The sequence below is a fragment of the Scandinavium sp. NPDC088450 genome (assembly GCF_044900545.1).
In the GTDB taxonomy this organism is placed as follows: Bacteria; Pseudomonadota; Gammaproteobacteria; order Enterobacterales; family Enterobacteriaceae; genus Scandinavium.
In genome coordinates this window covers 54,101-74,795 of the sequence record NZ_JBJDNI010000016.1, presented here as the reverse complement: position 1 = coordinate 74,795, position 20,695 = coordinate 54,101, and the positions used below count along the sequence as shown (strand labels likewise).

Genomic DNA, 20,695 nt, shown 5'->3' with positions numbered 1-20,695 from the left:
GACAATTACAGTTCAGCAAATTCAGCGATAGGTGGCACACCGCGGGATTCCAGGAAATTCAGGAAACGGCGTGGCGCCACGTTGAGAATACGGTCTTCCGGGAAATCGACCGCATCCAGAATTTTTCGACACTCGGTAAACTCACCAAGTGTAAAGGCGGTATGCGAATCAGAGCCAAGCGCAACCCAGCCGCCCGCTTCCTTCACCGCCGCAGCAACGGCCCGGCAATTATCTTCACTGCCCGGACGTGAAGAAACAAACGAGGAGTTGTTGATCTCCAGCGCCACCTGATGTTTGGCGGCAGCCTGCGCCACAGCCTGAATATCAATCGGGAATTTCGGGTTACCGGGATGACTAATCATATGCACATTGCCGCTGGCGATAGCCGCGATCATCGCTTCCGTATGCGTAGCTTTATCCTGAGGCGGGAAAACAGGCTCATGGAAACCGGCAATGATAAAATCCAGGGCCGTCAGCATCGGGCCAGTACAATCAATATCACCCTGCGTATTTTTAATATTGGCCTCAATACCGCGCAGAATGCCCACACCATCGACCATTCGCGGCCAGATACGCATATTGACGAAGTGCCAGTAATGCGGCGCATCCGCCATATCCGGGCCATGATCGGTAATGGCAAACAGCTTGATCCCTTTGCGTTTTGCTTCGGCGATATAGTCATGAAGGGTGCTGTAGGCGTGGGTGCTGGCGACGGTATGCATATGCAGGTCAACAGGATACATCACATTCTCCTCTCTGGGTTTAAACCCAAGCATAGCAGGAATACCAGGCCTTTATTAGCGAAAAACCCGGCCAGGCCGGGTTTGAATCAGTAACCGCGGGTCCTGTCGACCTGCCCGGTGACTGCCTCGCCTTGCTCCAGGCGGGTGATCGTTTTGGCGATGTACTCGATAGCTTCCTGAGGCCGGGTGACTGCCGCAACATGCGGTGTCATAGCCACCCGAGGATGACGCCACAGTGGGCTTTCAACGGGTAAAGGCTCGCGACTGAACACATCCAGCATCGCGCCTTTGAGCTTGCCGTTTTCCAGCGCACGCAGTAAATCGTCTTCATTAACATGAATGCCACGCGCCAGATTCAGCACATAGCTCTCATCTTTTAATTGCTCAAGCAGCGAATGATTGATAATGCCCGCAGTTTCCGCCGTATTCGGCAGCAGGTTGATCAACACGCGAGTGTCGGAGAGAAACTCACCCAGTTGTTCCTGCCCGGCAAAACTGGTCACGCCAGGCCACGCTTTAGGACTGCGGCTCCAGACACGCACCGGGAATCCCCACTGCAACAAGCTTTCCGCAACTTTCCCGCCCAGCACGCCCGCGCCCATAATCCCAATAGTGAAGTCTTCACGTTGATAATCCGGCAACGGCTGCCAGCTAGTTTCCAGTTTCTGTGCCTGATAATCGTCAAAACGGCGGAACCAATGCAGCACCTGACTTACCGCATATTCCTGCATCTGCAGCCCCATGCCCGTGTCTTCAAGGCGGAACAGAGGGATCGACAACGGTAGCATTTCCGGGTGAGCGTTAAGCTTGCTGAGAATGGAGTCCACACCGGCTCCCAATGCAAATACCGCTTTCAGGTCGCGCCCCTGCAACATCTCCACAGGGGGATGCCAAACGAGGGCGTAGTCCGCGTGCTTATTATCGCCAGGTTTCCACTCACGAACCTTCGCCCCGGGAAGCTGTTTCTCCAGGGTGTTTATCCACCAGGCGGTGTCGAATGTCGGGTGGTAAAAGATAATCTCCATGACAAACTCCTCTTAATAGCGCCTCTCAGTGCAGGTACCGGGCGCATTTTTCTGATTGTTTTGTAGTGGGTTATCAGCATAGCAAATTTTAAGGAGTCTTCGGGAAACAAGCGACTGATCACAAAAAAAGCGAATGACGATTAATCTGAAAGCAAATTGGTTGAAGTTTGTCTTATCGAATCATTTTTTAAAAAAGATGATTGACGCAAGTTACGCTTTTTCCTACATTAGCGCCCGTTCCAGCGATGCTGGAAAGACAATATGGTGAGGTGTCCGAGTGGCTGAAGGAGCACGCCTGGAAAGTGTGTATACGGCAACGTATCGGGGGTTCGAATCCCCCCCTCACCGCCATATTTGAAGAAGAGCTCGTACGCAAGTACGGGCTTTTTTTTCGCCTGTGGCGCGGCCTGCGGGGGGATGAGAACCGCCGACCGGGGTTCGACAACAAGCTTTAGCTTGTTGGACAGACTGACCGCTTGCGGGCAGGCTGCCCGAAGGGCGAGCATAGCGAGTCAATCCCCCCCTCACCGCCATCTTCTGAAAAGGGTCTGTACTTAGTACAGACCCTTTTCTTTTACCCCTCTCCATCGGGGGATGAGAAGCCCCGCCGGGGTTCGACTGAACGGCAGGATAGCCGTTCAGCATGGCCAACGGCCACCCGCAGGGCGAGGCCCATGGACGGGCCGAGTGATATCCCCCCTCACCGCCATATTTGAAGAAGAGCTCGTACGCAAGTACGGGCTTTTTTTTCGCCTGTGGCACAGCCTGCGGGGGGATGAGAACCACCGACCGGGGTTCGACAACAAGCTTTAGCTTGTTGGACAGACTGACCGCTTGCGGGCAGGCTGCCCGAAGGGCGAGCGCAGGTCGCAGCGCATACCTGGCCTGACCTGGCCTGACCTGGCAAATAATCTGTATTGCCTTTTACTCATCTTTTAATCGATTCTCAGCGTATTGTTGCAGGCCCACTCGTCTCAGGTCATCGACTCCCTTTTTGGGGATCGTTTTCAACAATAATGCGCCTTGTCTTACCCTCGCCATATCATCTGAATGCACCAGCACATCGGCATAGTCCATGCTCACTTCGGCGTTGTCAGGCACCAGCGCCATCGCGTGAGCAAAGGCGTCAATGGCGATTTCGTTTTGACCTCGGACTATGCCAATCCGCCCCAACATACGCCAGCCATCAAGATCGGTCGGCTGTTTGGCCAGCCGGGTGCGTAAACCCAGTTCAAAGATGGCGATATCTTGTGCTGAGAGTGGTTTTGCGTGGGGAGTCAGTACGCGTTTTTCCAACTGTGGGTATTGGCGTTGCGCACGATCCCACAGCCACAACGAGGTTAAATCAGTGGTGCAAAGATAAATCACCACGCTGACGGCCATCGCGGCCATAAGGCCGACCAGCACGACGCCCACCGCCACAGGCGCACGCACTGTTCTGGCTGGCAAAGAAGATTCGCTGATGGACGTGACGTCGCTGTCCCGCTGAGAGCGTCGTATATGACCGACAATGACGATGGCCGCAGCAGCCACAAAGAGGAGGGGTAACAGCCAGAGGATGAGTGTGCCCGGCAATAAAGGCGGATCGTAGTTCACAAAATTGCCATAACGAGCCACCATGTAGTCGATAATTTGCGGCCTTGTTTTCCCCGCTATCACCAGCTCATACACTTTCTGTCGCATATCTGCCGCAATAGGTGCCGTCGAATCGGCAATGCTGTTATTTTGGCATTTCGGACAACGCAGCTGCCGCAGGGTTTGCTGAAACTCTTGTTCTTGTACGGGGGTTGTAAATACCCAGTTATCGACAGCGAATACCGTGCAGCTGAACAACAGACAAATCAATAGCAAGCAACCTCTTCTCATTGACCCCCCTTGAGGGTGTAGTGATCCAACAGGGGTTTCAATCGCTCCAGCCAGACTTCTTGCGTGAGTGCTCCCGCAAAGCGCCAGCGAATAATTCCCTTTCCATCAATCAGGAAGGTTTCCGGCGCACCGTAGACGCCCAGATCCATCCCCAGCGTGCCCTTTTTATCGAGGGCAACAACGGAATAAGGCGAGCCGAGCGTGTTTAACCAGCTACGCGCTTTGGTCTGATCATCTTTGTAATCAATGCCAACAATATCGACCCCTTGCGCAGAAAGCTGGCGCAAAAAAGCGTGCTCGGCGCGGCAGGTCGGACACCAGGTTGCCCAAACGTTGAGAAGGTGTGGCTTCCCGGTCACCAGCATTTTTTGTGTCACGGTCTGCCCCGATAGATCTGACAACTGAAAAGCAGGCATCGGCTGCCCTTTCAAGGCTGACTCCACAAAGTCTGGCGAATCGCCATCAGCGTTACGCATCAGTTGCCAGAGCAGCGCCAGCCCCAGCAGCATAAACACCACCAGTGGAAGAAACAGCAGTTTGCGCGTCATTTATGTCTCCTTGTCTGCTTTGTCAAAATGTGGGCGATAGCGGCGATCGCAGACACAACACAGCGCGCCTAAAGCCATTAGCCCGCCGCCATACCAGATCCAGCGCACGAAGGGTTTGTAGTACAGGCGCATTGACCAACTTCCGCCCGCCATCTCGTCCCCCAGAACGGCATAGAGATCACGAGTCAGTCCGCCCTGAATCGCGGGGATCGTCATCATCGTTTTTGAAGCACTGTAAAAACGTTTTTGCGCATAGAGTGTCGCTTCGAGCCGATCGCCCCGACGTACCGTTATCACGCCCTCGCCGCCCTGCCAGTTACTGCCCACCACATTCTGAATACCCTGAAACGTGAAAACGTAGTGCCCCAGTTCGGCACTCTCACCGATGTTCAAACGGACATCTCGTTCGAGGCTGTCATTCTGGCTAAAGGTTATTCCCGTTACCGTAACCGCCACACCCACGTGCGCGAGCACCCTCCCCCATTGGCTGCGGCTTAAGCTTCGCAGCCCTCGCCAGAACCCGTGGCGGTGCGTTGCGCGCGAATGCACTTCAAGCAGAGTGAGAATGGCGACCCATAGCGCCATCAGCAGGCCGGTCAGCGTCATCGCCGTCACGCGGTCGCCCAACAGTCGCGGAAGCAACCATGCCAATAGCATCGTGACGCAAGCGGCTAACAGCAACTGGCGAGACTGCCTGCGCAAGGTATCGCGCCGCCAGCGCAGCAGGGGTCCTACGCCCAGCAGCAGCGCAAAGGGTGCCATCAACACACGGAACATCGAATTAAAGAACGGCTCGCCCACAGAGATACTGCCCATACCCAGTTCTTTGTGAACCAGCGGAAGCAGCGTGCCGAGCAGCACAACCAGCATTGCCGCCAGCAGCAAGACATTGTTGCCCAGCAGAAAGGTTTCCCGTGACAGGAACTGGAACTTTGCACCGCCGCGAAGTTTGCTGCCATTCAAAGCAAACAACAGTAACGAGCCGCCAATAGTGACCGCCAATAACGCCAGAATAGCCATCCCGCGTCGCGGATCGGAGCTGAATGCGTGTACCGAAATCAGCACCCCGGAGCGAACCAGAAACGTCCCCAGCAGGCTCAGTGAAAAAGCGATGATCGCCAGCAGCAGTGTCCAGGTCCGGAATCCCCCTCGTTTTTCGGTCACGGCAAGGGAGTGCATCAGCGCGGTGCCTGCAAGCCAGGGCATCAGCGATGCATTTTCGACGGGGTCCCAAAACCACCATCCGCCCCAACCGAGCACGTAATATGCCCACGCAGACCCCAGCACAATGCCCAGCGTTAAAAACATCCAGGCAACGGTAACCCATGGGCGTAACCAGCGCGCCAGTCGGGTATCGAGCGTTCCCGTCACCAGGGCGGCAATCGCCAGGGCGAAGGGAACCGAAAGTCCAACGTAGCCCATATACAACATCGGGGGATGAAATATCATGCCGATGTCCTGCAGCATCGGATTGAGTTCCTGCCCGTCAACCGGGTAATTCGGCAGCGTGCGAACAAAGGGGTTGGAGGTCAATAAGATCAGCAGCAAAAAGCCGGCATTGATGGCTCCCATCACCGCCAGCGTATGAGCGCTCACCCGGTGTGGAAGCGAGCGGCTGAAAAAAGCGACGGCCAGCATCCAGCCACTCATTATCAGTAACCACAGCAACAAAGATCCTTCATGTGCTCCCCAGGTTGCCGCAACCCGATACCAAACGGGCAACAAACTATTGGAATTTTGCACCACATAGCGCACGGTAAAATCGTTCACCACGCAGGCATAGGCCAGCAGAAGAAATGCCCCAAGCACACACAGAAACAAGGCTGAAGCCAGTGGACGCGCCAGTGCCATCAGACGACGATCGCCTCGCGATGCTCCCCATGCAGGATAAATGGCCAGCAGTAAAGCCATTCCCAGCGCCAGGCAGAGCGCAAAATGCCCTATTTCCGGCATCATTGCGTTTTCCCTTTTTGGGGCGTCATAGCTTGTTTGATTTCAGGCGGGGTATAGTTTTCGTCATGTTTAGCCAGCACCTGTCGCGCACTGATCAAGTGCCCTTTGTTGAGCACACCCTCGACGACAACCGCCTGCCCTTCGCGGAACAAATCTGGCAACACACCCTGATAACGGACACTGACAACACCGCGAGCATCGTACAGCCGAAAACTGACCGCCAACGAGCTGTTGCTATGCACAACGCTACCCGGTTGAACATAGCCGCCCACCCGCAATGACTCGCCATTCTGGGGCACTTTGTGATTTTCATTTTTGCCATACAGAATTTCGCCAGGGGTATAGAACAGGTCAATATTGGCGCTCAATGCGTACAGTACCAGTGCCGCACTGCACCCAAGTCCGGTCAGAACGGATAAGGCTATCCACAGGCGATGTTTACGGCGCGCTTGCATCATCCTCTCCTTGTGAGCGTTTACGGGCTTGCTGGATGCGCTTTTTCCTTGCCTGCTGCCTGTGAATTTCTCTCAACAACTGCTTACGCTGCCAGCGAGTCTGAAGCACCAAAGCCGCAAGGGTCAGGATGGCTATCAAGACCGACAGCCACACATAAAAGGCGTACCCGCCCATGGCGAAAAAGGCCTGGAAAGAAGGAAAGGCAGGACTCATTATTTCGTCCCCTCGCAGGCCATTTCAATCACCCAGGGGCGAAGCCGTTCAAGTCGCAGGATCAAGTTTCTCAGGCGGTGTAGCGTCAGGGTCACAAAAAGGCCGAAGAAGGCAAGTATGCAGATACGAAGCGGTATACGCATCGCGGGCGCGAGGGTTTGTTGCAAGTTAGTCGACCCCTGGTGCAGCGTATTCCACCACACCACCGAGTAGTGAATCACCGGCAGATTCACTACCCCGACCAGCACAAGTATCCCGGCTGCACGTCCCGCAAGCCGGCGATCATCCCAGGCATGCCAGAGTGCAATGATCCCAGCGTATAAAAACAGCAGAACAAGCTCCGAGGTCAGTCGGGCATCCCATACCCACCAGGTTCCCCACATAGGTTTACCCCAGGCAGCGCCCGTCACCAGCGCGATAAAGGTATAAGCCATCCCCACCGGGGCCATGGCCGCCACAGCCAGATCGGCCATTTTTAGCTGCCAGACAAGCCCCACAAACGCACTGATAGCCATCGAGGCATAAATGCCCATCGACCACATCGCCACGGGCACATGCAAATACATAATTCGATAACTCTCACCTTGCTGATAATCCGCAGGTGCAAACACAAAACCCCAGCATAATCCGACCACCAGCAGCAGCAAACTCACCACTGTCAGCAACGGTAACCCGCTACCGCAAAGGTGATATAGCCTGGCAGGAACGGCAAGTTGATGTAATTTTTTCCACATACTTTTTACTCAATGCAACGGCCCCTGGGGCCCACAATTCAAACGGACTGTACCGACAACCGCAAAGCAGCCGCTGTTGCAAACGGGCACAGCGTGGCGCAGGCAATCAACATCGCGCCAAGGAGGGCAAAATAGCCTCCCACGCTTTGATGACTGGCGAAGGCATCCACGGCCCCAATGGCAAAAATGAGTAGCGGCACCGTCAATGGCAATATCAGTAAGCTCAGCAGCATCCCGCCGCGCCGGACGCCAACGGTCAACCCGGCCCCGACAGCTCCGAGAAAACTGAGTATCGGCGTACCGCAAAGCAACGTAGCCAGGAGGATGAGGGTGTGAGGAAGTGACATGCCCAATAACAACGCCGCCAGGGGGGCTATCAACAACAGCGGTAAACCCGTTACCAGCCAGTGGGCCAGCACCTTCGTAATAACCACCCAGGATAAAGGCACGGGTAACAACATTAACTGTTGTAATGATCCATCCTGCTGGTCGTCGCGAAACAACCTGTCCATCATCAGCAAGGCGGCCAGCACCGCCGCCACCCAAATGATGCCCGGCGCGAGACGTCGGAGTAATGCGGGTTCAGCCCCTATCGCCAACGGAAACAGAGTAATCACCACTAAAAAAAACCACAGCGGATTGAGGATCTCAGCCCCACCTCGCCAGGCCTGCCGCAATTCGCGACCGACTATTGCCCTGAGCATATCCGCCCTGTCATTTTTCTTTCCTCAGCGCGCTGTGGGAAAACGCTCCCCACAGCGCCCGAAACATTACGGCTTAGCTGAACTGTCTGCATCACGCACTTTTTTGACCTGCTCTGCCGTCACAGCTGGAGCCTGATTACCCCAACCGTTACGGATGAATGTCACGACATCCGCCGCCTGCTGATTATCGAGACGCCAGCCAAAAGCAGGCATCGCAAGCCCCGTCACCGCTTGTTGGGTCACAGGTGCATGGCCACCTTGCAGGACAATTTTGATCAGCGCAGAAGGATCCTCGCTCAGCAGCGCGGTGTTCTGCGCCAGTGCAGGAAACGTATTACGGTAACCTTTGCCGTCCAGACGGTGACAGGCCGCACAGTTATCCAGATAGTCCTGCGACCCAGTCTGGGTGGTATCCCCTTTGACTAACGCCGCAACGGTAGCAGGGTCCATGGCCGCAGCCGTTTCAGTCGGATTAGAAGCGCTGAGTCCTTTTAAATAGATGGCTATCGCTTTGAGATCGTCATCAGAAAGGTGCTGCGTACTTTTCTCCACCACTTCCGCCATTGGCCCAAAAGCTGCGGTGTTTTCGGTATGCCCTTGTTTCAGGAAAGCGATAATCTCTTCGAGCTTCCAGCTTCCTAATCCAGTACGCAGATTCCCGTTCAGATTCGGCGCATGCCAGCCGTCAAGGGTCGCCCCTGTCAGATAGCGGCCATCAGATTCGTCCAATGCTTTCTCCTGGAAAGCCATGCCTCGCGGTGTGTGACATGCTCCGCAGTGCCCCAATCCCTGGACCAGATAAGCGCCACGGTTCCAGGCACCACTCATCGCCATTGTCGGCTGATAGTCACTGTCGCTATGAAACATCCAGTTCCATGCCGCCAGCGGCCAGCGCATGCTCAACGGCCATGGAATGTCACTCTCTTTATTCGCCTGATCAACAGCCTGCACTTCACGCATGAAATAGTTGTAGAGCGCGCGCATATCCTGATCGTTGATTTTGGCGAAGGAGGTATAAGGCATGGCCGGGTAAAGATGATGCCCATCTTTCGCGATGCCCTCACGCAATGCGGTGGCGAATTGATCGTAGCTATAGTTACCAATGCCGTATTTTCGGTCAGGGGTAATATTGGTCGAATAAATCGCGCCCAGCGGCGTTGCCATTTTCAACCCACCCGCAAAAGGCTTTCCGTCTTTTGAGGTGTGGCAGGCTGAGCAATCCCCTGCTTGCGCCAGATACTCTCCCTGAGAAATAGTTTGCGCTGCATCACTTGCCCAGGCGTGCCCTAACCACATCAAGGTGAGTAAAGGGGTCAGTCGTTTCCAGTTCATGATGACTCTCCTTGTTAAGCCTGAACCAGCGGGCCAGGGCTCGCCAGGTATTGGGTACGAATGGCATTCGCGGCGAAAAGTGCCGTCGCGCCGACAATGCCTGTGGGGTTATAAGCCAGGTTTTGCGGGAAGCAGCATGCGCCAAGCACAAACACATTGGGCACATCCCAACTTTGCAGGTATTTGTTCACTACGCTGTTTTTCGGGTTGTCACCCATCACCGCGCCACCCGTGGTATGCGTAGACTGGTATGGGCGGACATCGTAATGCGCATCCATTCCTTTAAAGCCCATCTGGTAATGGGCCGGGCCGATTTCTTTGGCGATGATCTCGGCCTTCTGCCCGACGAAATGGGTCATCTTCAGTTCATTCTGCTGCCAGTCGAAAGTCATGCGCAGCAGCGGCTGCCCGTAGATATCCTTATAAGTCGGGTCGAGATCCAGGTAGCATTGCTTGTAGGGCATCACCGAGCCGGACGAGCCTACGGACATGCTATGAAGATAGTGCTCTGAAATGGCCTGTTTCCACGCACTCCCCCAGGCAGGCGTCCCGCTCGGCAGGCTCATTTGCTGGATAGGACGCCCACCGGTGATGGTGGCCGAAAGGGTCGCGCCACCAATGAAGCCCAGGCCTGTGTGGTCAAAGTTCTCGGCATTGAATTCATCGATAAACATCCCCGTTGCCCCGGAGGCGGCAAACGGATTCATATCATGACTTTTATCGAAGAACAGTTTCACGCCGCCCGTCATTTGATAGGCATAGTTACGCCCGACAACCCCCTCACCCGTTTGCGGATCATAAGGTTTGCCAATTCCGGACAGCAGCAGCAAGCGGACGTTATGCAACTGGAAGGCGCTCAAAATCACCAGATTCGCGGGCTGTTCAACTTCCTGGCCATTCTCATCGATATACAGAACACCCGTCGCTTGTTTACCCGTCGAATCGGTATTCACCCGAATCACATGGCATTGCGTACGCAATTCAAAATTAGAATGCTGACGCAACGCGGGAATGACGCAGGTTTGCGGAGAGGCTTTAGAGTAGTTAAAGCAGCCGAAACGTTCGCAATAACCACAATAATTACAGACCCCAAGCTGAACACCGTAAGGGTTGGTGTAGGGCTCAGAACAGTTTGCTGCCGGAACAGGGAAAGGATGGTATCCCAGGTTTTTCGCCGCCTTACTGAACAGCAGGCCGGAGTACTGGGTCTTCAGTGCTGCGGTGGGGTAAGGATTCTGACGAGGAGCTTCAAACGGGTTTCCGCCTTCAAGGATCTCGCCGTTGATATTCCCAGCCTGGCCCGCTGCACCGCAGATTTTCTCGAACTTATCGAAGTACGGTTCCATCTCTTTGTAAGTGAACGGATAATCCTGAACCGTCATATCTTGCGGGATAAAATCTGCACCATAGCGTTCGATAACGGTACTGCGCATCTTGATATCCGCTTCCAGCGGACGCCATAACATCCCGTTCCAGTGGGAACCCGCGCCGCCCACACCATCACCAGGCAGGAAAGAGCCAAAACGACGATACGGTAAAGCCGTATCAGAGGAGGTATGACGAACGGTGAGCGTTTCTTTTGCCGGATTCTGGAACAGCTTCAGACGCACGGCATAACTCAGTTCATCCGCAATGCGTGGGTAGGCAAAATCAGGGTTCGTGTCACGGGCCTCACCACGCTCCAGCGCGAGGATCTTGAGACCCGTGTCGGCCAACTCTTTCGCTATTAACGACCCTGTCCAGCCAAATCCAACAATCAGGATGTCTACCGCTTCTTTTTTGATCGCCATGCTTAGATGCTCCTCTTCCCTGAAATGCTGACCGGGCCTAAAGGATAGGGCCGATTTGGGTTTTCCATCACTTGCTGGTAATCAGCTCTGGCGCCCGGAAAGCCAATTAATTTCCACGACGCCATCGTCTGATTGCCACCATGGATAGGATCACTGAGGTAACCCTCTTTGGTGTTGTCCAGCAACTGAGCAAAAAAGAGCTTCCCCGATACCGCTTCAAACGTCAGTTGCCCTTTTTCAAGCGCGGTCAGGAGGTCAATCTGTTGTTGGCCGTCAAGATCAGCAAAGTCATGGTTAAACTGCTGCTGACAATATTGATTAACGGCTTTAATACCACGACGGTAAGTCTCGCGAGGCACCAGGCTTGACTGATAACCGAGTTCCGGTACACCGTTCGCGAAAGGCGCTTGCATGTACCAGAGATGGCCATAACCGTAAGGCAGTTCCATTTGTTTATCGATGTATTGCGGAACACCTTCGCTCACCGCACCTGCGCCCAACGCATCCTCAGGGATCAGTTGATCGACTGCCGCCAGGATAAAGCGCCATTCAGCCTGATTAAAAAAAGTCGGTACATACTGAGATGAGACGCCTTCAGCGCCCTCTTTTTTCTTTTCAGCCAACGCTTCAGCTGAAATAACCGAACTTCCCACCGTCACCAGAGGAATTAGCGATAACGTTCTTTGCAGGAATTTCCGTCGCGACGGTGAATTTTCATTGCTCATTATCATTGTCCATTTTAAAAAATACAGACTGACTGCCTGTTAATGTTATGACTTTTGTTATAAAGAACGTCTAAGCATTAATTTTGATGATCATAAAGACAATGTCGATCATGTTTCTTAATGTTAACTAAATGACAAAACAGGCTTAGAGAACACGCCAAGCCTGACTCTTTTAAAACGCAACTCTGTTCTTTTAATAAAGTAAAACAATTGAATTTAAAAAGAGGATATTTGATTAATCCAACTCATAGTCTGCCGATGTAAGGCAGACAGTCCGCAGCGGATAATTCATTTCACCTACTGCCTGATGGGTTGTAAAAATCACACATCCACCTTGTCTGGCAAATTGTTGCAGGCGATCGGTCAGAAGTTGAACGCCGCTCTTATCCAAAGCCGTGAACGGCTCATCGAGGATGAAGAAAGACGCCGTTGAAAGCCACAAGCGCGCAAGCGCGACACGGCGCTGCTGACCCGCAGAAAGTTGGCTCAGAGGAATATCTTCATGGCCCGCAAGCCCGACTTCCGCTAACGCCTGCTCTCGGGTAACGATCGATGAATCAGGATGGTAAAAACGCAGGTTTTCATGGGCAGTCAGTGCTTCTTTCATTCCGGTGCGATGCCCAATCCATAATAATTCCTTGTGCCAGTGTTCCCGCACAGATGCGTACAACTGACCGTACCAAAGAATATGTCCCTCATCCGGTGTCGATAACCCCGTCAACACATTCAATAAAGTCGATTTTCCGGCACCATTGGCACCGACAATTTGAATTAATTCACCACTTTCGACACAAAATGTCAGCGGTTTAAATAAAAAACGGTCGTCACGAATACACGTTAATTGGTTTATTTCCAGCATAAGATTCACATCATCGGCAAAGAGAGGCAGTTTTGCCTTCAGGATTTATTATCTGAATGCCATTCGATTTTTTAAAATAATTCGAAGCAGTCTATGAAAAACACCGCTAACGCAGCACCAGGGTCGTTATTCTATTTTTTATTGAAACACACTCTACAGTGCCATACAGCAAGAAATGGCTGAAACCCAGATACGGACGTGACAAACAGGTTAATGCGAGATAAGTCGACTCGCGAACATGTCAGACAGCGCCCGGCAGATACCTTTCAAAAGCGAACACATCAGGCAATGTCCTTTACCAGCAAGGCCGCAGGACGTAACACTCCCCAGAGCGCAGCCATAATGCTCATTGCTTAACCTAACGCACCAAAACACAGAAATTATTCTTGACCGTCTACGCTCAACTCCCTATAGTAGCGCCCCGTTGCCCCCCAAGAGGAAGGCAGCAAGACAATATGGTGAGGTGTCCGAGTGGCTGAAGGAGCACGCCTGGAAAGTGTGTATACGGCAACGTATCGGGGGTTCGAATCCCCCCCTCACCGCCATATTTGAAGAAGAGCTCGTACGCAAGTACGGGCTTTTTTTTCGCCTGTGGCACGGCCTGCGGGGGGATGAAAACCACCGACCGGGGTTCGACAACAAGCTTTAGCTTGTTGGACAGACTGACTGCTTGCGGGCAGGCTGCCCGAAGGGCGAGCGCAGCGAGTCAATCCCCCCCTCACCGCCATCTTCTGAAAAGGGTCTGTACTTTGTACAGACCCTTTTCTTTTACCCCTGTCCACCGGGGGATGAGAAGCCCCGCCGGGGTTCGACTGAACGGCAGGATAGCCGTTCAGCATGGCCAACGGCCACCCGCAGGGCGAGGCACATGGATGTGCCGAGTGATATCCCCCCGGTGGCGCTACGCTTACCGGGGCTACAAATTGCTCCTCTGCGGCCTGCTCCCCCTCTCCCTAGCCCTCTCCCTAAATGGAGAGGGGACTGTACCGTGCTGCTTTTGCCTTTCTGCCCGGCACAAAAACAGCAAAGCCCGGTTTCCCGGGCTTTGTTATCAAGGAAAGCAACACTCAGTTGTAGGCGTGTAACGTACGCTGGCAGAGCGCGGATCGCACGCAGTCATCAGAGGTAAAGCGGACGATACCGATCATCTCGTCCTCTTCAAAACGTGCCAGCGCATCGCTCAGGCCGGACTGAACACCCCGTGGAAGGTCACACTGGGTGATGTCGCCATTAACGATAACGGTCACGTTCTCCCCGAGGCGCGTCAGGAACATCTTCATTTGCGCGGCTGTCACGTTCTGGGCCTCGTCCAGAATCACGACGGCATTTTCAAATGTACGTCCGCGCATATAGGCGAACGGCGCGATCTCCACCTTGCCAATCTCCGGGCGCAGGCAGTATTGCATGAAGGATGCCCCTAATCTTCTCACCAGCACGTCGTACACCGGGCGGAAATAAGGCGCAAACTTCTCGGATATGTCTCCGGGTAAGAAGCCGAGATCTTCATCGGCCTGCAGAACCGGACGGGTCACGATTATCCTGTCCACATCCTTATGAATCAGGGCTTCTGCCGCTTTCGCCGCGCTGATCCAGGTCTTCCCACACCCTGCTTCACCGGTGGCGAAAATCAGTTGTTTACTCTCGATAGCATTCAGGTAGTGCGCCTGAGCTTCATTGCGAGCTTCAATTGGTGAAGTATCACGGCTGTCCCGCGCCATGCCAATTGCTTCTACGCCACTCATCTGCACAAGCGAGGTGACCGATTCTTCTTCACGTTGTTTATGGCTCCGTGAATCCCGTCTCAGCACACGTTTTGCTTCGCGACGAGCTTTGATCACTGCTTTTTGTCTTCCCATGGATAGCACCTTGAGTTGTTGGTCAACATTACACGTGCCCCTGTCGGCACGATTATGCGCACGAACGTCTGAGGTTTGGCTTCCTTGTAAGCCATTGCTTGCCGGTTGATTTGACGTGATGACGCGACTACGCGCACCGCGTATCACATCGGTAAACTCATGAGTTATTGCTGAAGGGGAGAATTTAGTGGTGAAGAAATCGCTGCCGGAGGTGTCGCCTCCGCGCTGGGTCGTGCGGTTATGTTTGCTTTTCTGTCCAGTACAGGACCCTGTCATTAGCGATCTCCTAAGTGAACCATCACTGCCGGGAACTACCGCTTTTCTAATAAGTACATCAACAATTAGCATTAATGCAACATATTTTTTACTTAAAGATAACTGACGATTCCCATTGCAGCCACAATCAGCATCTGACAGAAATATTACACAAGTATTTCAACAGCCTGCAAAGAGGAAAAAATGATAATACTGCGAAGGGAAAATTGTGACCGAATGAAACAATAAGGCAGGAAATTATTGGTATCGGGTTGTATCTTGCCCGGCAGCACTGCGATTGCACGGGCCTACCTGACTTGTAGGCCCGATAAGGCAACGCCGCCATCGGGCAATATCTATGGCATTCAGGCTTCAAGCAGAGACTGCCCGAGATAACCTTTCGGGTCTTTTACACCCGGTAAAACAAAGAAATAGCCGCCGCCGATAGGCTTGATGTACTCCTCAAGCGCTTCGCCATTCAGTCGTTTTTGCACGGTCAGGAAGCCTTTCTCCAGGTCGTGCTGATAGCAGACAAACAGCAGCCCCATTTCCAGCTGCCCGGAATTGGTGACGCCCAGCGAATAGCTGTAGCCACGGCGCATCATCAGGCTGGACTCCGTTTCCGGGGTCCGCGGGTTGGCCAGACGAATATGGCTATCCAGCGCGATAACGTCTCCGTTCGGGTCTTTGGCGTAATCGGGCACATCGTGTTCATGCTTCATGCCGAGCGGCGCGCCTGAGTGCTTATCGCGGCCGAAAATCGTCTGCTGCTCTTTGAGCGGCGTGCGATCCCAGAACTCCACATGGAACTGAATGATACGTACAGCCTGATAGGAACCGCCGACACTCCAGGCGGGTTCACCCTGCCCTTCAGTCACCCAGACAATGTTGTCCATCAGCTTTGCATTGCTGCTGTCGGGGTTGGCGGTGCCATCTTTAAAGCCCAGCAGATTGACCGGTGTTTCTTTGCCTTTACTGCGCGCAGAGTGGTCAGAGATAAACCCTTCCCGCTTCCAGCGCACACTGAGCAAATCTGGCGAGTGCTTGATAATATCGCGTAGCGCGTGAATTACCGTGTCCTGAGTATTGGCGCAAATTTGCAGCAACACGTCGCCGTGACACAGCGCGGCATCCAGCGAATCATTGGGGAAACGCGTCATCCGTTGCAGCTTTTTCGGCGCAAGCGCGGCCAGGCCAAAACGCTCGTCAAACAGAGATTGCCCTACCGAAACGGTGATGGTCAGGTTATCCGGGGCGATATAAGGCCCGAGAATACCGGAGTCCATCGGCGGAAGACGAGGATTGGGCGTGTCCGGAGCCGGGCCTCCGGTCGTCAGGAACGTTATTCTGTCGGTCAGTAGCTTAAACAGACGCTGCAGGTCTTCTTTATCGCTCGCCAGCACATCGAAAGCGACAATCATCATCGAAGCCTGCTGTGGGGTCAGCACGCCTGCCTGATGCAGACCATGAAACGGCTGCGTTTCCATGCGCGCGTCCGGAGACAACGTCCCCGGCGCACTTTGCGGTTTTGCCGCGTGGGCGACCGGGCAACCGCCGGTCAGCGCCAGCGCGCCTCCCAGCGCGCCAATATTTTTCAGTAAGCGACGACGAGACGGCTCGGTCACGTCGTGCTGTTTGCTGTCTGCCATAACGCTTAGTCCAGTCCGAGAATTCCACGAAGCTGCGCCAGATCTTCTGCAAGCGTAGTGATTGGCCCTTTCAGCGCATTGCGATCCGCATTGGTCAGCTTGTCATACGTCTCGTAGCCGTCTTTGGTCTTGTACTTCGCCAGAATGGTGTCGACTTTCTTGAAGTTGGCATCCACTTTTGCCAGCAGTGCGCTGTTTTCTTTCTGCAACTGAGGACGCAGCAGGTCGACAATTTTCTGGGCGCCATCGACGTTGGCCTGGAAGTCCCACAGATCGGTGTGGCTGTAACGGTCTTCTTCACCGCTAATTTTGCTGGCCGCCACTTCTTCGATAAGCCCGGCAGCGCCACCCACCACTTTTGACGGCGGGAAGGCCAGTTCGCTGATGCGTTTTTGCAGTTCCTGCACGTCGGTGTTCAACTGGGTCGCGTAGTTTTCCATCCCTTTCGTGGAGTTATCGCCAAACAGGGCTTTCTCCAGACGGTGGAAACCGGTGAATTTCGGATCTTCGGCTTTCTTCTCGTAGTCGTCCTCACGGGCATCGATGCTGCCGTCGAGGTCAGAGAACAGTTCGGCGATAGGTTCGATACGCTCGTAGTGCTGACGGGTTGGCGCGTACAGGGCTTTCGCTTTTTCGATGTCCCCTGCTTTCACTGCATCGGTAAAGGCCTGAGTCCCTTTTACCAGCTCAGCGGTTTCTGCAGTCACGTAGGCTTTGTAGGCGGTAATCGCTTCACCCAGGCTGAGCACGGCATCGGCTTTCGCGGCATCAGCGGTGGCTTCACCTTTCACCGTCAGCTTGCCTTTTGGATTGGTCAGCAGGCCACAGGTCATTTCGTACTCGCCCGGCTGCAGATTGGCGGTCAGTTTTTGGGTAAAGCCTGGCGCGATGTTTTCACGCTCTTCCACCACCATCACGCCCTTGAGAATTTCCCACTCCAGCGCTTTCTGGCTGTGGTTCTGGATGATGAACTGAGTTTTACCCGCGTTCACGGTGATGCTCATCGGCTCACACTGTTTGTCGTTTACCGTGACTTTCACCTGCGGAACGTCCGCAGCCTGAGCATAAAAAGCAGAAGAGAACAGCGCAGCGATACCCAGTTGCAGCGCACTACGGCGGAAATTAATCGTCATGACCCATCCCTTTCAAAAAGTATGTTGTAACTAAGTAAGCTATTATGGTGCGCTACGCGATGGTGCCGAAGCCACACGTGGCGGGAGCGCGAACAGCACCAATGCCGGAATCAGATAGATAAAGTAGACCGCCACTTCGCTGACGCTTGGCGCTTCCTGGTAGCCGAAGATACCTTCGAGCAGCGTCCCGAACAGCGTATGTGTCGACAGGGTGTTGCTGAGATCGAACGCCACATCCTGGAAGTGGTTCCAGAGACCCGCTTCATGGAAGGCGCGAATGGCCCCTGCCGCAAGCCCGGCAGCCACCAGCAAAATAAACAGGCTGGTCCATTTGAAGAACGCGCCCAGGTTCAGGCGAATGCCGCCCCAGTAGAGCATAAAGCCCAGCACTACCGCGGTGGCGAGACCCAGCATTGCGCCGAGCGGAGGCCAGATCCCGAGATCTTGCTGGAATGCCGCCAGCAGGAAAAACACGGACTCCAGCCCTTCACGCGCGACGGCGAAAAAGACCATCAGGATCAGCGCCCAGCCGTGGTTGTTGCCCTTCTGCAACGCGTTGTCCACCGCTTCTTCCAGTTGTTTCTTCACGTTGCGCGACACTTTGCGCATCCAGAACACCATCCAGGTCAGGATAAAGACCGCGATAACTGCCACGATCCCCTCGAACATCTCCTGTTGTTTCTGCGGAAATTCGCCGGTGGTTTCGTTGATGAAAATGCCCAGACCCAGGCACAGCGCGGCGGCGAGAACTACGCCAATCCACATCACCCCGATCCAGCGGCCCCGCTGCGTGCGTTTCAGATAGCTGGCAATCAGGCTGACAATCAGCGCCGCCTCCAGCCCTTCGCGTAACATAATGAGAAATGGAACAAACATGCCTGAAACCCTTCAGTGTGAACCGCAGTCAATCGATGCAAAGTTTCGTAAATATGAGTGATAGTGATTATCATTACGACAAAAAGAAACACAAGTGAAATGTGCGCAGAATGATGTCAGGTTGTAAAAAGTTGCGCCCGATATGGTTATCAGGCGAAGCATTTATTCCCGCTCTGTTAACAGGTAATCGTTTACGTTGCCGCTGCGCTGTGGCTAAATATGCGCCCCGTTTACCTGCAAAATAAATGAAATGGCTACTATTCTGCACTTCCTGCTGGCGCTTGTGGTGATCCTCGCGCTCGCCTGGCTGGTCAGTTTTGACCGCAAAACAATTCGTGTTCGCTACATCCTGCAACTCATCGTGATTGAAATCGCGCTGGCCTTCTTTTTCCTGCACGCGGAAAGCGGCTTGACGCTGATTAAAGGCGTCTCCGGGGTCTTTGAATCTCTGCTGAAATTCTCAGCTGAAGGCAGCGACTTTGTGTTTGGTGGCATGAGCCAAAAAGGGCTGGCGTTTATTTTCCTTGGCGTGCTGTGCCCGATTATTTTTATTTCCGCGCTGATCGGTATTCTTCAGCACTGGCGTATCCTGCCGATTTTTATTCGGGTGATAGGCACGCTGCTGTCAAAAGTGAACGGTATGGGCAAGCTGGAATCCTTTAACGCCGTGAGTTCGCTGATCCTCGGTCAGTCTGAAAACTTCATCGCGTATAAAGGCGTGCTGGGCGACCTCTCCTCTCGTCGTCTGTTCACCATGGCCGCCACCGCCATGTCGACGGTGTCCTTGTCGATTGTTGGCGCTTATATGACGATGCTCGACGCGAAATATGTCGTGGCGGCGCTGGTGCTTAATATGTTCAGCACCTTTATCGTGTTGTCTGTTATTAACCCAACGCGTCCGGATGCCGAGGCTGAAATTAAGCTTGAGAAAATGCACGAATCACAGAGCTTCTTTGAAATGCTTGGCGAATATATTCTGGCCGGTTTCAAAGTAGCGATGATTATTCTGGCGATGCTGATTGGCTTTATTGCCCTGATTAGCGCCGTGAATGCGCTGTTCTCGATGGTGTTTGGCCTGAGCTTCCAGCAAATTCTCGGGTATGTGTTCTATCCGCTGGCGTGGCTGATTGGCATTCCGCTGAGCGATGCACTGAATGCAGGCAGCATCATGGCGACCAAGCTTGTTGCTAACGAGTTTGTGGCGATGATTGAGCTGCAGAAAATTGCGGCGCAGATGACGCCACGCGGGCTGGGCATCCTGTCGGTGTTCCTGGTGTCGTTCGCCAACTTTGCGTCAATTGGCATCGTGGCCGGGGCGATTAAGGGGCTGAACGAGAAACAGGGGAATTCGGTGTCTCGTTTTGGTTTACGCCTGGTGTACGGCGCGACGCTGGTGAGCCTGCTTTCGGCTAGCTTTGCGGGTCTGGTGCTGTAAGCGACGTGCCCGATTGAGATTGCCCGGTGGCGGCGAACGCCTTACCGGGCGTACAACATAAAACGGCGGACAGGGTGTTCCGCCGTTTTCACTTTTAAAACTGTACGCAAACCGGTTGATCGACTCGCATCACTGATTCCTGCGCAAAGCGGGATTTATAAATCCCTCTCAACGCCTCAATGTTCGTTTCGCTCTGGGCATCTTTGCCGTGGATAAGCATCAGCGCTTTGCTCTGCTCGCGCGCGACGGTGCCGTCGTTGCCCAGCCACTGCCCGCGTGCATCAAACACTGTCAGCCCATCTTTAAAGCGTGGGGTGACATCACGATCGACAAACTGCTGCCACTCCTGAGCCGTAATGTCCTTCCCTGCCGGGCGGCTCATTCCGAAATAGAGCGTAGTCTGCTGCATCTGGTTGTCTGCTTTACAGCTCTGCGTGTCTGCAGTGGTTTTCGGCGCGGTAGCCGTGCAACCACTCAACGCCACAGTCAGCGCTATGGCCGCGAACCCCATGTTGAATTTCATTGTTTGCTATCCTCATTGTT

Annotated in this window: 19 protein-coding genes, 2 tRNA genes and 1 other RNA gene; 4 read left to right on the top strand and 18 right to left on the bottom strand. The window is 53.9% G+C overall.

All coding sequences use genetic code 11. The annotated features are described in order from the left end of the window. Window positions 1-5: 5 nt before the first annotated feature. On the bottom strand, window positions 6-743 hold the full coding sequence (locus ACI2I2_RS15155; protein WP_404658636.1) for a phosphatase: 738 nt from the start codon (window positions 741-743) through the stop codon (window positions 6-8). Window positions 744-829: 86 nt separating this feature from the next. Next, on the bottom strand, window positions 830-1,768 hold the full coding sequence (ghrA, locus tag ACI2I2_RS15150; protein WP_404658635.1) for a glyoxylate/hydroxypyruvate reductase GhrA: 939 nt from the start codon (window positions 1,766-1,768) through the stop codon (window positions 830-832). 263 nt (window positions 1,769-2,031) lie between these two features. Here ghrA and ACI2I2_RS15145 point away from each other — a divergent pair. Next, a tRNA-Ser gene (locus tag ACI2I2_RS15145) sits at window positions 2,032-2,119 on the top strand. Between the two features lie 573 nt (window positions 2,120-2,692). Here the strand turns inward: ACI2I2_RS15145 and ACI2I2_RS15140 are convergent. From ACI2I2_RS15140 to ccmA, 11 genes are all read right to left on the bottom strand, one after another. Beyond that, window positions 2,693-3,634 carry a cytochrome c-type biogenesis protein CcmH gene (locus ACI2I2_RS15140; protein ID WP_404658634.1) on the bottom strand — a complete coding sequence of 314 codons (942 nt, stop codon included), beginning with the start codon at window positions 3,632-3,634 and terminating at the stop codon, window positions 2,693-2,695. Further along, window positions 3,631-4,182, bottom strand: a complete 552-nt coding sequence (locus ACI2I2_RS15135; RefSeq protein ID WP_404658633.1) for a DsbE family thiol:disulfide interchange protein — start codon at window positions 4,180-4,182, stop codon at window positions 3,631-3,633. Before ACI2I2_RS15135 ends, ACI2I2_RS15140 begins: the two co-directional genes overlap by 4 nt. Further along, on the bottom strand, window positions 4,183-6,138 hold the full coding sequence (locus ACI2I2_RS15130) for a heme lyase CcmF/NrfE family subunit (protein WP_404658632.1): 1,956 nt from the start codon (window positions 6,136-6,138) through the stop codon (window positions 4,183-4,185). Beyond that, on the bottom strand, window positions 6,135-6,590 hold the full coding sequence (gene ccmE / locus ACI2I2_RS15125) for a cytochrome c maturation protein CcmE (protein ID WP_404658676.1): 456 nt from the start codon (window positions 6,588-6,590) through the stop codon (window positions 6,135-6,137). Before ccmE ends, ACI2I2_RS15130 begins: the two co-directional genes overlap by 4 nt. After that, window positions 6,574-6,804, bottom strand: a complete 231-nt coding sequence (gene ccmD / locus ACI2I2_RS15120) for a heme exporter protein CcmD (RefSeq protein WP_404658631.1) — start codon at window positions 6,802-6,804, stop codon at window positions 6,574-6,576. The genes ccmE and ccmD overlap by 17 nt, the downstream gene beginning before the upstream one ends. Beyond that, on the bottom strand, window positions 6,804-7,538 hold the full coding sequence (locus ACI2I2_RS15115; RefSeq protein ID WP_404658630.1) for a heme ABC transporter permease: 735 nt from the start codon (window positions 7,536-7,538) through the stop codon (window positions 6,804-6,806). The genes ccmD and ACI2I2_RS15115 overlap by 1 nt, the downstream gene beginning before the upstream one ends. A 38-nt stretch (window positions 7,539-7,576) precedes the next feature. Continuing rightward, window positions 7,577-8,242, bottom strand: coding sequence for a heme exporter protein CcmB (ccmB, locus tag ACI2I2_RS15110; RefSeq protein ID WP_404658629.1), 666 nt, complete (start codon window positions 8,240-8,242; stop codon window positions 7,577-7,579). A gap of 66 nt (window positions 8,243-8,308) precedes the next feature. Beyond that, window positions 8,309-9,574, bottom strand: coding sequence for a c-type cytochrome (locus ACI2I2_RS15105; protein WP_404658628.1), 1,266 nt, complete (start codon window positions 9,572-9,574; stop codon window positions 8,309-8,311). Window positions 9,575-9,588: 14 nt separating this feature from the next. Continuing rightward, window positions 9,589-11,364, bottom strand: a complete 1,776-nt coding sequence (locus ACI2I2_RS15100; RefSeq protein ID WP_404658627.1) for a GMC family oxidoreductase — start codon at window positions 11,362-11,364, stop codon at window positions 9,589-9,591. Window positions 11,365-11,366: 2 nt separating this feature from the next. Next, window positions 11,367-12,095 carry a gluconate 2-dehydrogenase subunit 3 family protein gene (locus tag ACI2I2_RS15095; protein ID WP_404658626.1) on the bottom strand — a complete coding sequence of 243 codons (729 nt, stop codon included), beginning with the start codon at window positions 12,093-12,095 and terminating at the stop codon, window positions 11,367-11,369. Between the two features lie 229 nt (window positions 12,096-12,324). Continuing rightward, a complete protein-coding gene (ccmA, locus tag ACI2I2_RS15090; protein ID WP_404658625.1) occupies window positions 12,325-12,948 on the bottom strand; it encodes a cytochrome c biogenesis heme-transporting ATPase CcmA in 624 nt (207 codons plus the stop codon). Between the two features lie 457 nt (window positions 12,949-13,405). Between ccmA and ACI2I2_RS15085 the strand changes: the two genes are divergently transcribed. Together ACI2I2_RS15085 and ACI2I2_RS15080 are read left to right on the top strand one after the other, a co-directional pair. Beyond that, window positions 13,406-13,493 (top strand) — tRNA-Ser (locus ACI2I2_RS15085). 45 nt (window positions 13,494-13,538) lie between these two features. Continuing rightward, a non-coding RNA gene (locus ACI2I2_RS15080) (RtT sRNA) lies at window positions 13,539-13,675 on the top strand. A gap of 340 nt (window positions 13,676-14,015) precedes the next feature. Here ACI2I2_RS15080 and phoH read toward each other — a convergent pair. From phoH to efeU, 4 genes are all read right to left on the bottom strand, one after another. Then, on the bottom strand, window positions 14,016-14,804 hold the full coding sequence (gene phoH / locus ACI2I2_RS15075; RefSeq protein ID WP_330986040.1) for a phosphate starvation-inducible protein PhoH: 789 nt from the start codon (window positions 14,802-14,804) through the stop codon (window positions 14,016-14,018). A 620-nt stretch (window positions 14,805-15,424) separates the two neighbouring features. Then, entirely contained in the window at window positions 15,425-16,708 is a 1,284-nt protein-coding gene (gene efeB, locus ACI2I2_RS15070) for an iron uptake transporter deferrochelatase/peroxidase subunit (protein WP_404658624.1), read from the bottom strand. 5 nt (window positions 16,709-16,713) lie between these two features. Continuing rightward, window positions 16,714-17,841 (bottom strand): iron uptake system protein EfeO, encoded by a 1,128-nt coding sequence (gene efeO / locus ACI2I2_RS15065; protein ID WP_404658623.1) that lies wholly within the window; start codon window positions 17,839-17,841, stop codon window positions 16,714-16,716. A 42-nt stretch (window positions 17,842-17,883) separates the two neighbouring features. Further along, the gene (gene efeU / locus ACI2I2_RS15060; protein ID WP_404658622.1) at window positions 17,884-18,717 is read right to left on the bottom strand and encodes an iron uptake transporter permease EfeU; all 834 of its coding nucleotides are present in this window, start codon (window positions 18,715-18,717) and stop codon (window positions 17,884-17,886) included. A 250-nt stretch (window positions 18,718-18,967) separates the two neighbouring features. Here efeU and ACI2I2_RS15055 point away from each other — a divergent pair, with 250 nt between their 5' ends. Then, entirely contained in the window at window positions 18,968-20,152 is a 1,185-nt protein-coding gene (locus ACI2I2_RS15055) for a NupC/NupG family nucleoside CNT transporter (RefSeq protein WP_404658621.1), read from the top strand. A gap of 94 nt (window positions 20,153-20,246) precedes the next feature. Here ACI2I2_RS15055 and ACI2I2_RS15050 read toward each other — a convergent pair whose 3' ends face one another. After that, window positions 20,247-20,675: a DUF3574 domain-containing protein gene (locus tag ACI2I2_RS15050; protein ID WP_404658620.1), complete on the bottom strand. Its 429-nt coding sequence runs from the start codon at window positions 20,673-20,675 to the stop codon at window positions 20,247-20,249. Window positions 20,676-20,695: the final 20 nt, after the last annotated feature.

What these genes read in the sequence shown, in the direction of transcription:
- ccmE (WP_404658676.1), bottom strand. Translation starts at nt 6,590, where the DNA reads ATGCAAGCGCGCCGTAAACATCGCCTGTGGATAGCCTTATCCGTTCTG.
- ACI2I2_RS15055 (WP_404658621.1), top strand. Translation starts at nt 18,968, where the DNA reads ATGGCTACTATTCTGCACTTCCTGCTGGCGCTTGTGGTGATCCTCGCG.
- ACI2I2_RS15100 (WP_404658627.1), bottom strand. Translation starts at nt 11,364, where the DNA reads ATGGCGATCAAAAAAGAAGCGGTAGACATCCTGATTGTTGGATTTGGC.
- efeO (WP_404658623.1), bottom strand. Translation starts at nt 17,841, where the DNA reads ATGACGATTAATTTCCGCCGTAGTGCGCTGCAACTGGGTATCGCTGCG.
- efeU (WP_404658622.1), bottom strand. Translation starts at nt 18,717, where the DNA reads ATGTTTGTTCCATTTCTCATTATGTTACGCGAAGGGCTGGAGGCGGCG.
- ccmB (WP_404658629.1), bottom strand. Translation starts at nt 8,242, where the DNA reads ATGCTCAGGGCAATAGTCGGTCGCGAATTGCGGCAGGCCTGGCGAGGT.
- ACI2I2_RS15095 (WP_404658626.1), bottom strand. Translation starts at nt 12,095, where the DNA reads ATGATAATGAGCAATGAAAATTCACCGTCGCGACGGAAATTCCTGCAA.
- efeB (WP_404658624.1), bottom strand. Translation starts at nt 16,708, where the DNA reads ATGGCAGACAGCAAACAGCACGACGTGACCGAGCCGTCTCGTCGTCGC.
- ghrA (WP_404658635.1), bottom strand. Translation starts at nt 1,768, where the DNA reads ATGGAGATTATCTTTTACCACCCGACATTCGACACCGCCTGGTGGATA.
- ACI2I2_RS15135 (WP_404658633.1), bottom strand. Translation starts at nt 4,182, where the DNA reads ATGACGCGCAAACTGCTGTTTCTTCCACTGGTGGTGTTTATGCTGCTG.
- ACI2I2_RS15130 (WP_404658632.1), bottom strand. Translation starts at nt 6,138, where the DNA reads ATGATGCCGGAAATAGGGCATTTTGCGCTCTGCCTGGCGCTGGGAATG.
- ACI2I2_RS15050 (WP_404658620.1), bottom strand. Translation starts at nt 20,675, where the DNA reads ATGAAATTCAACATGGGGTTCGCGGCCATAGCGCTGACTGTGGCGTTG.
- ACI2I2_RS15140 (WP_404658634.1), bottom strand. Translation starts at nt 3,634, where the DNA reads ATGAGAAGAGGTTGCTTGCTATTGATTTGTCTGTTGTTCAGCTGCACG.
- ccmA (WP_404658625.1), bottom strand. Translation starts at nt 12,948, where the DNA reads ATGCTGGAAATAAACCAATTAACGTGTATTCGTGACGACCGTTTTTTA.
- phoH (WP_330986040.1), bottom strand. Translation starts at nt 14,804, where the DNA reads ATGGGAAGACAAAAAGCAGTGATCAAAGCTCGTCGCGAAGCAAAACGT.
- ACI2I2_RS15105 (WP_404658628.1), bottom strand. Translation starts at nt 9,574, where the DNA reads ATGAACTGGAAACGACTGACCCCTTTACTCACCTTGATGTGGTTAGGG.
- ccmD (WP_404658631.1), bottom strand. Translation starts at nt 6,804, where the DNA reads ATGAGTCCTGCCTTTCCTTCTTTCCAGGCCTTTTTCGCCATGGGCGGG.
- ACI2I2_RS15115 (WP_404658630.1), bottom strand. Translation starts at nt 7,538, where the DNA reads ATGTGGAAAAAATTACATCAACTTGCCGTTCCTGCCAGGCTATATCAC.
- ACI2I2_RS15155 (WP_404658636.1), bottom strand. Translation starts at nt 743, where the DNA reads ATGTATCCTGTTGACCTGCATATGCATACCGTCGCCAGCACCCACGCC.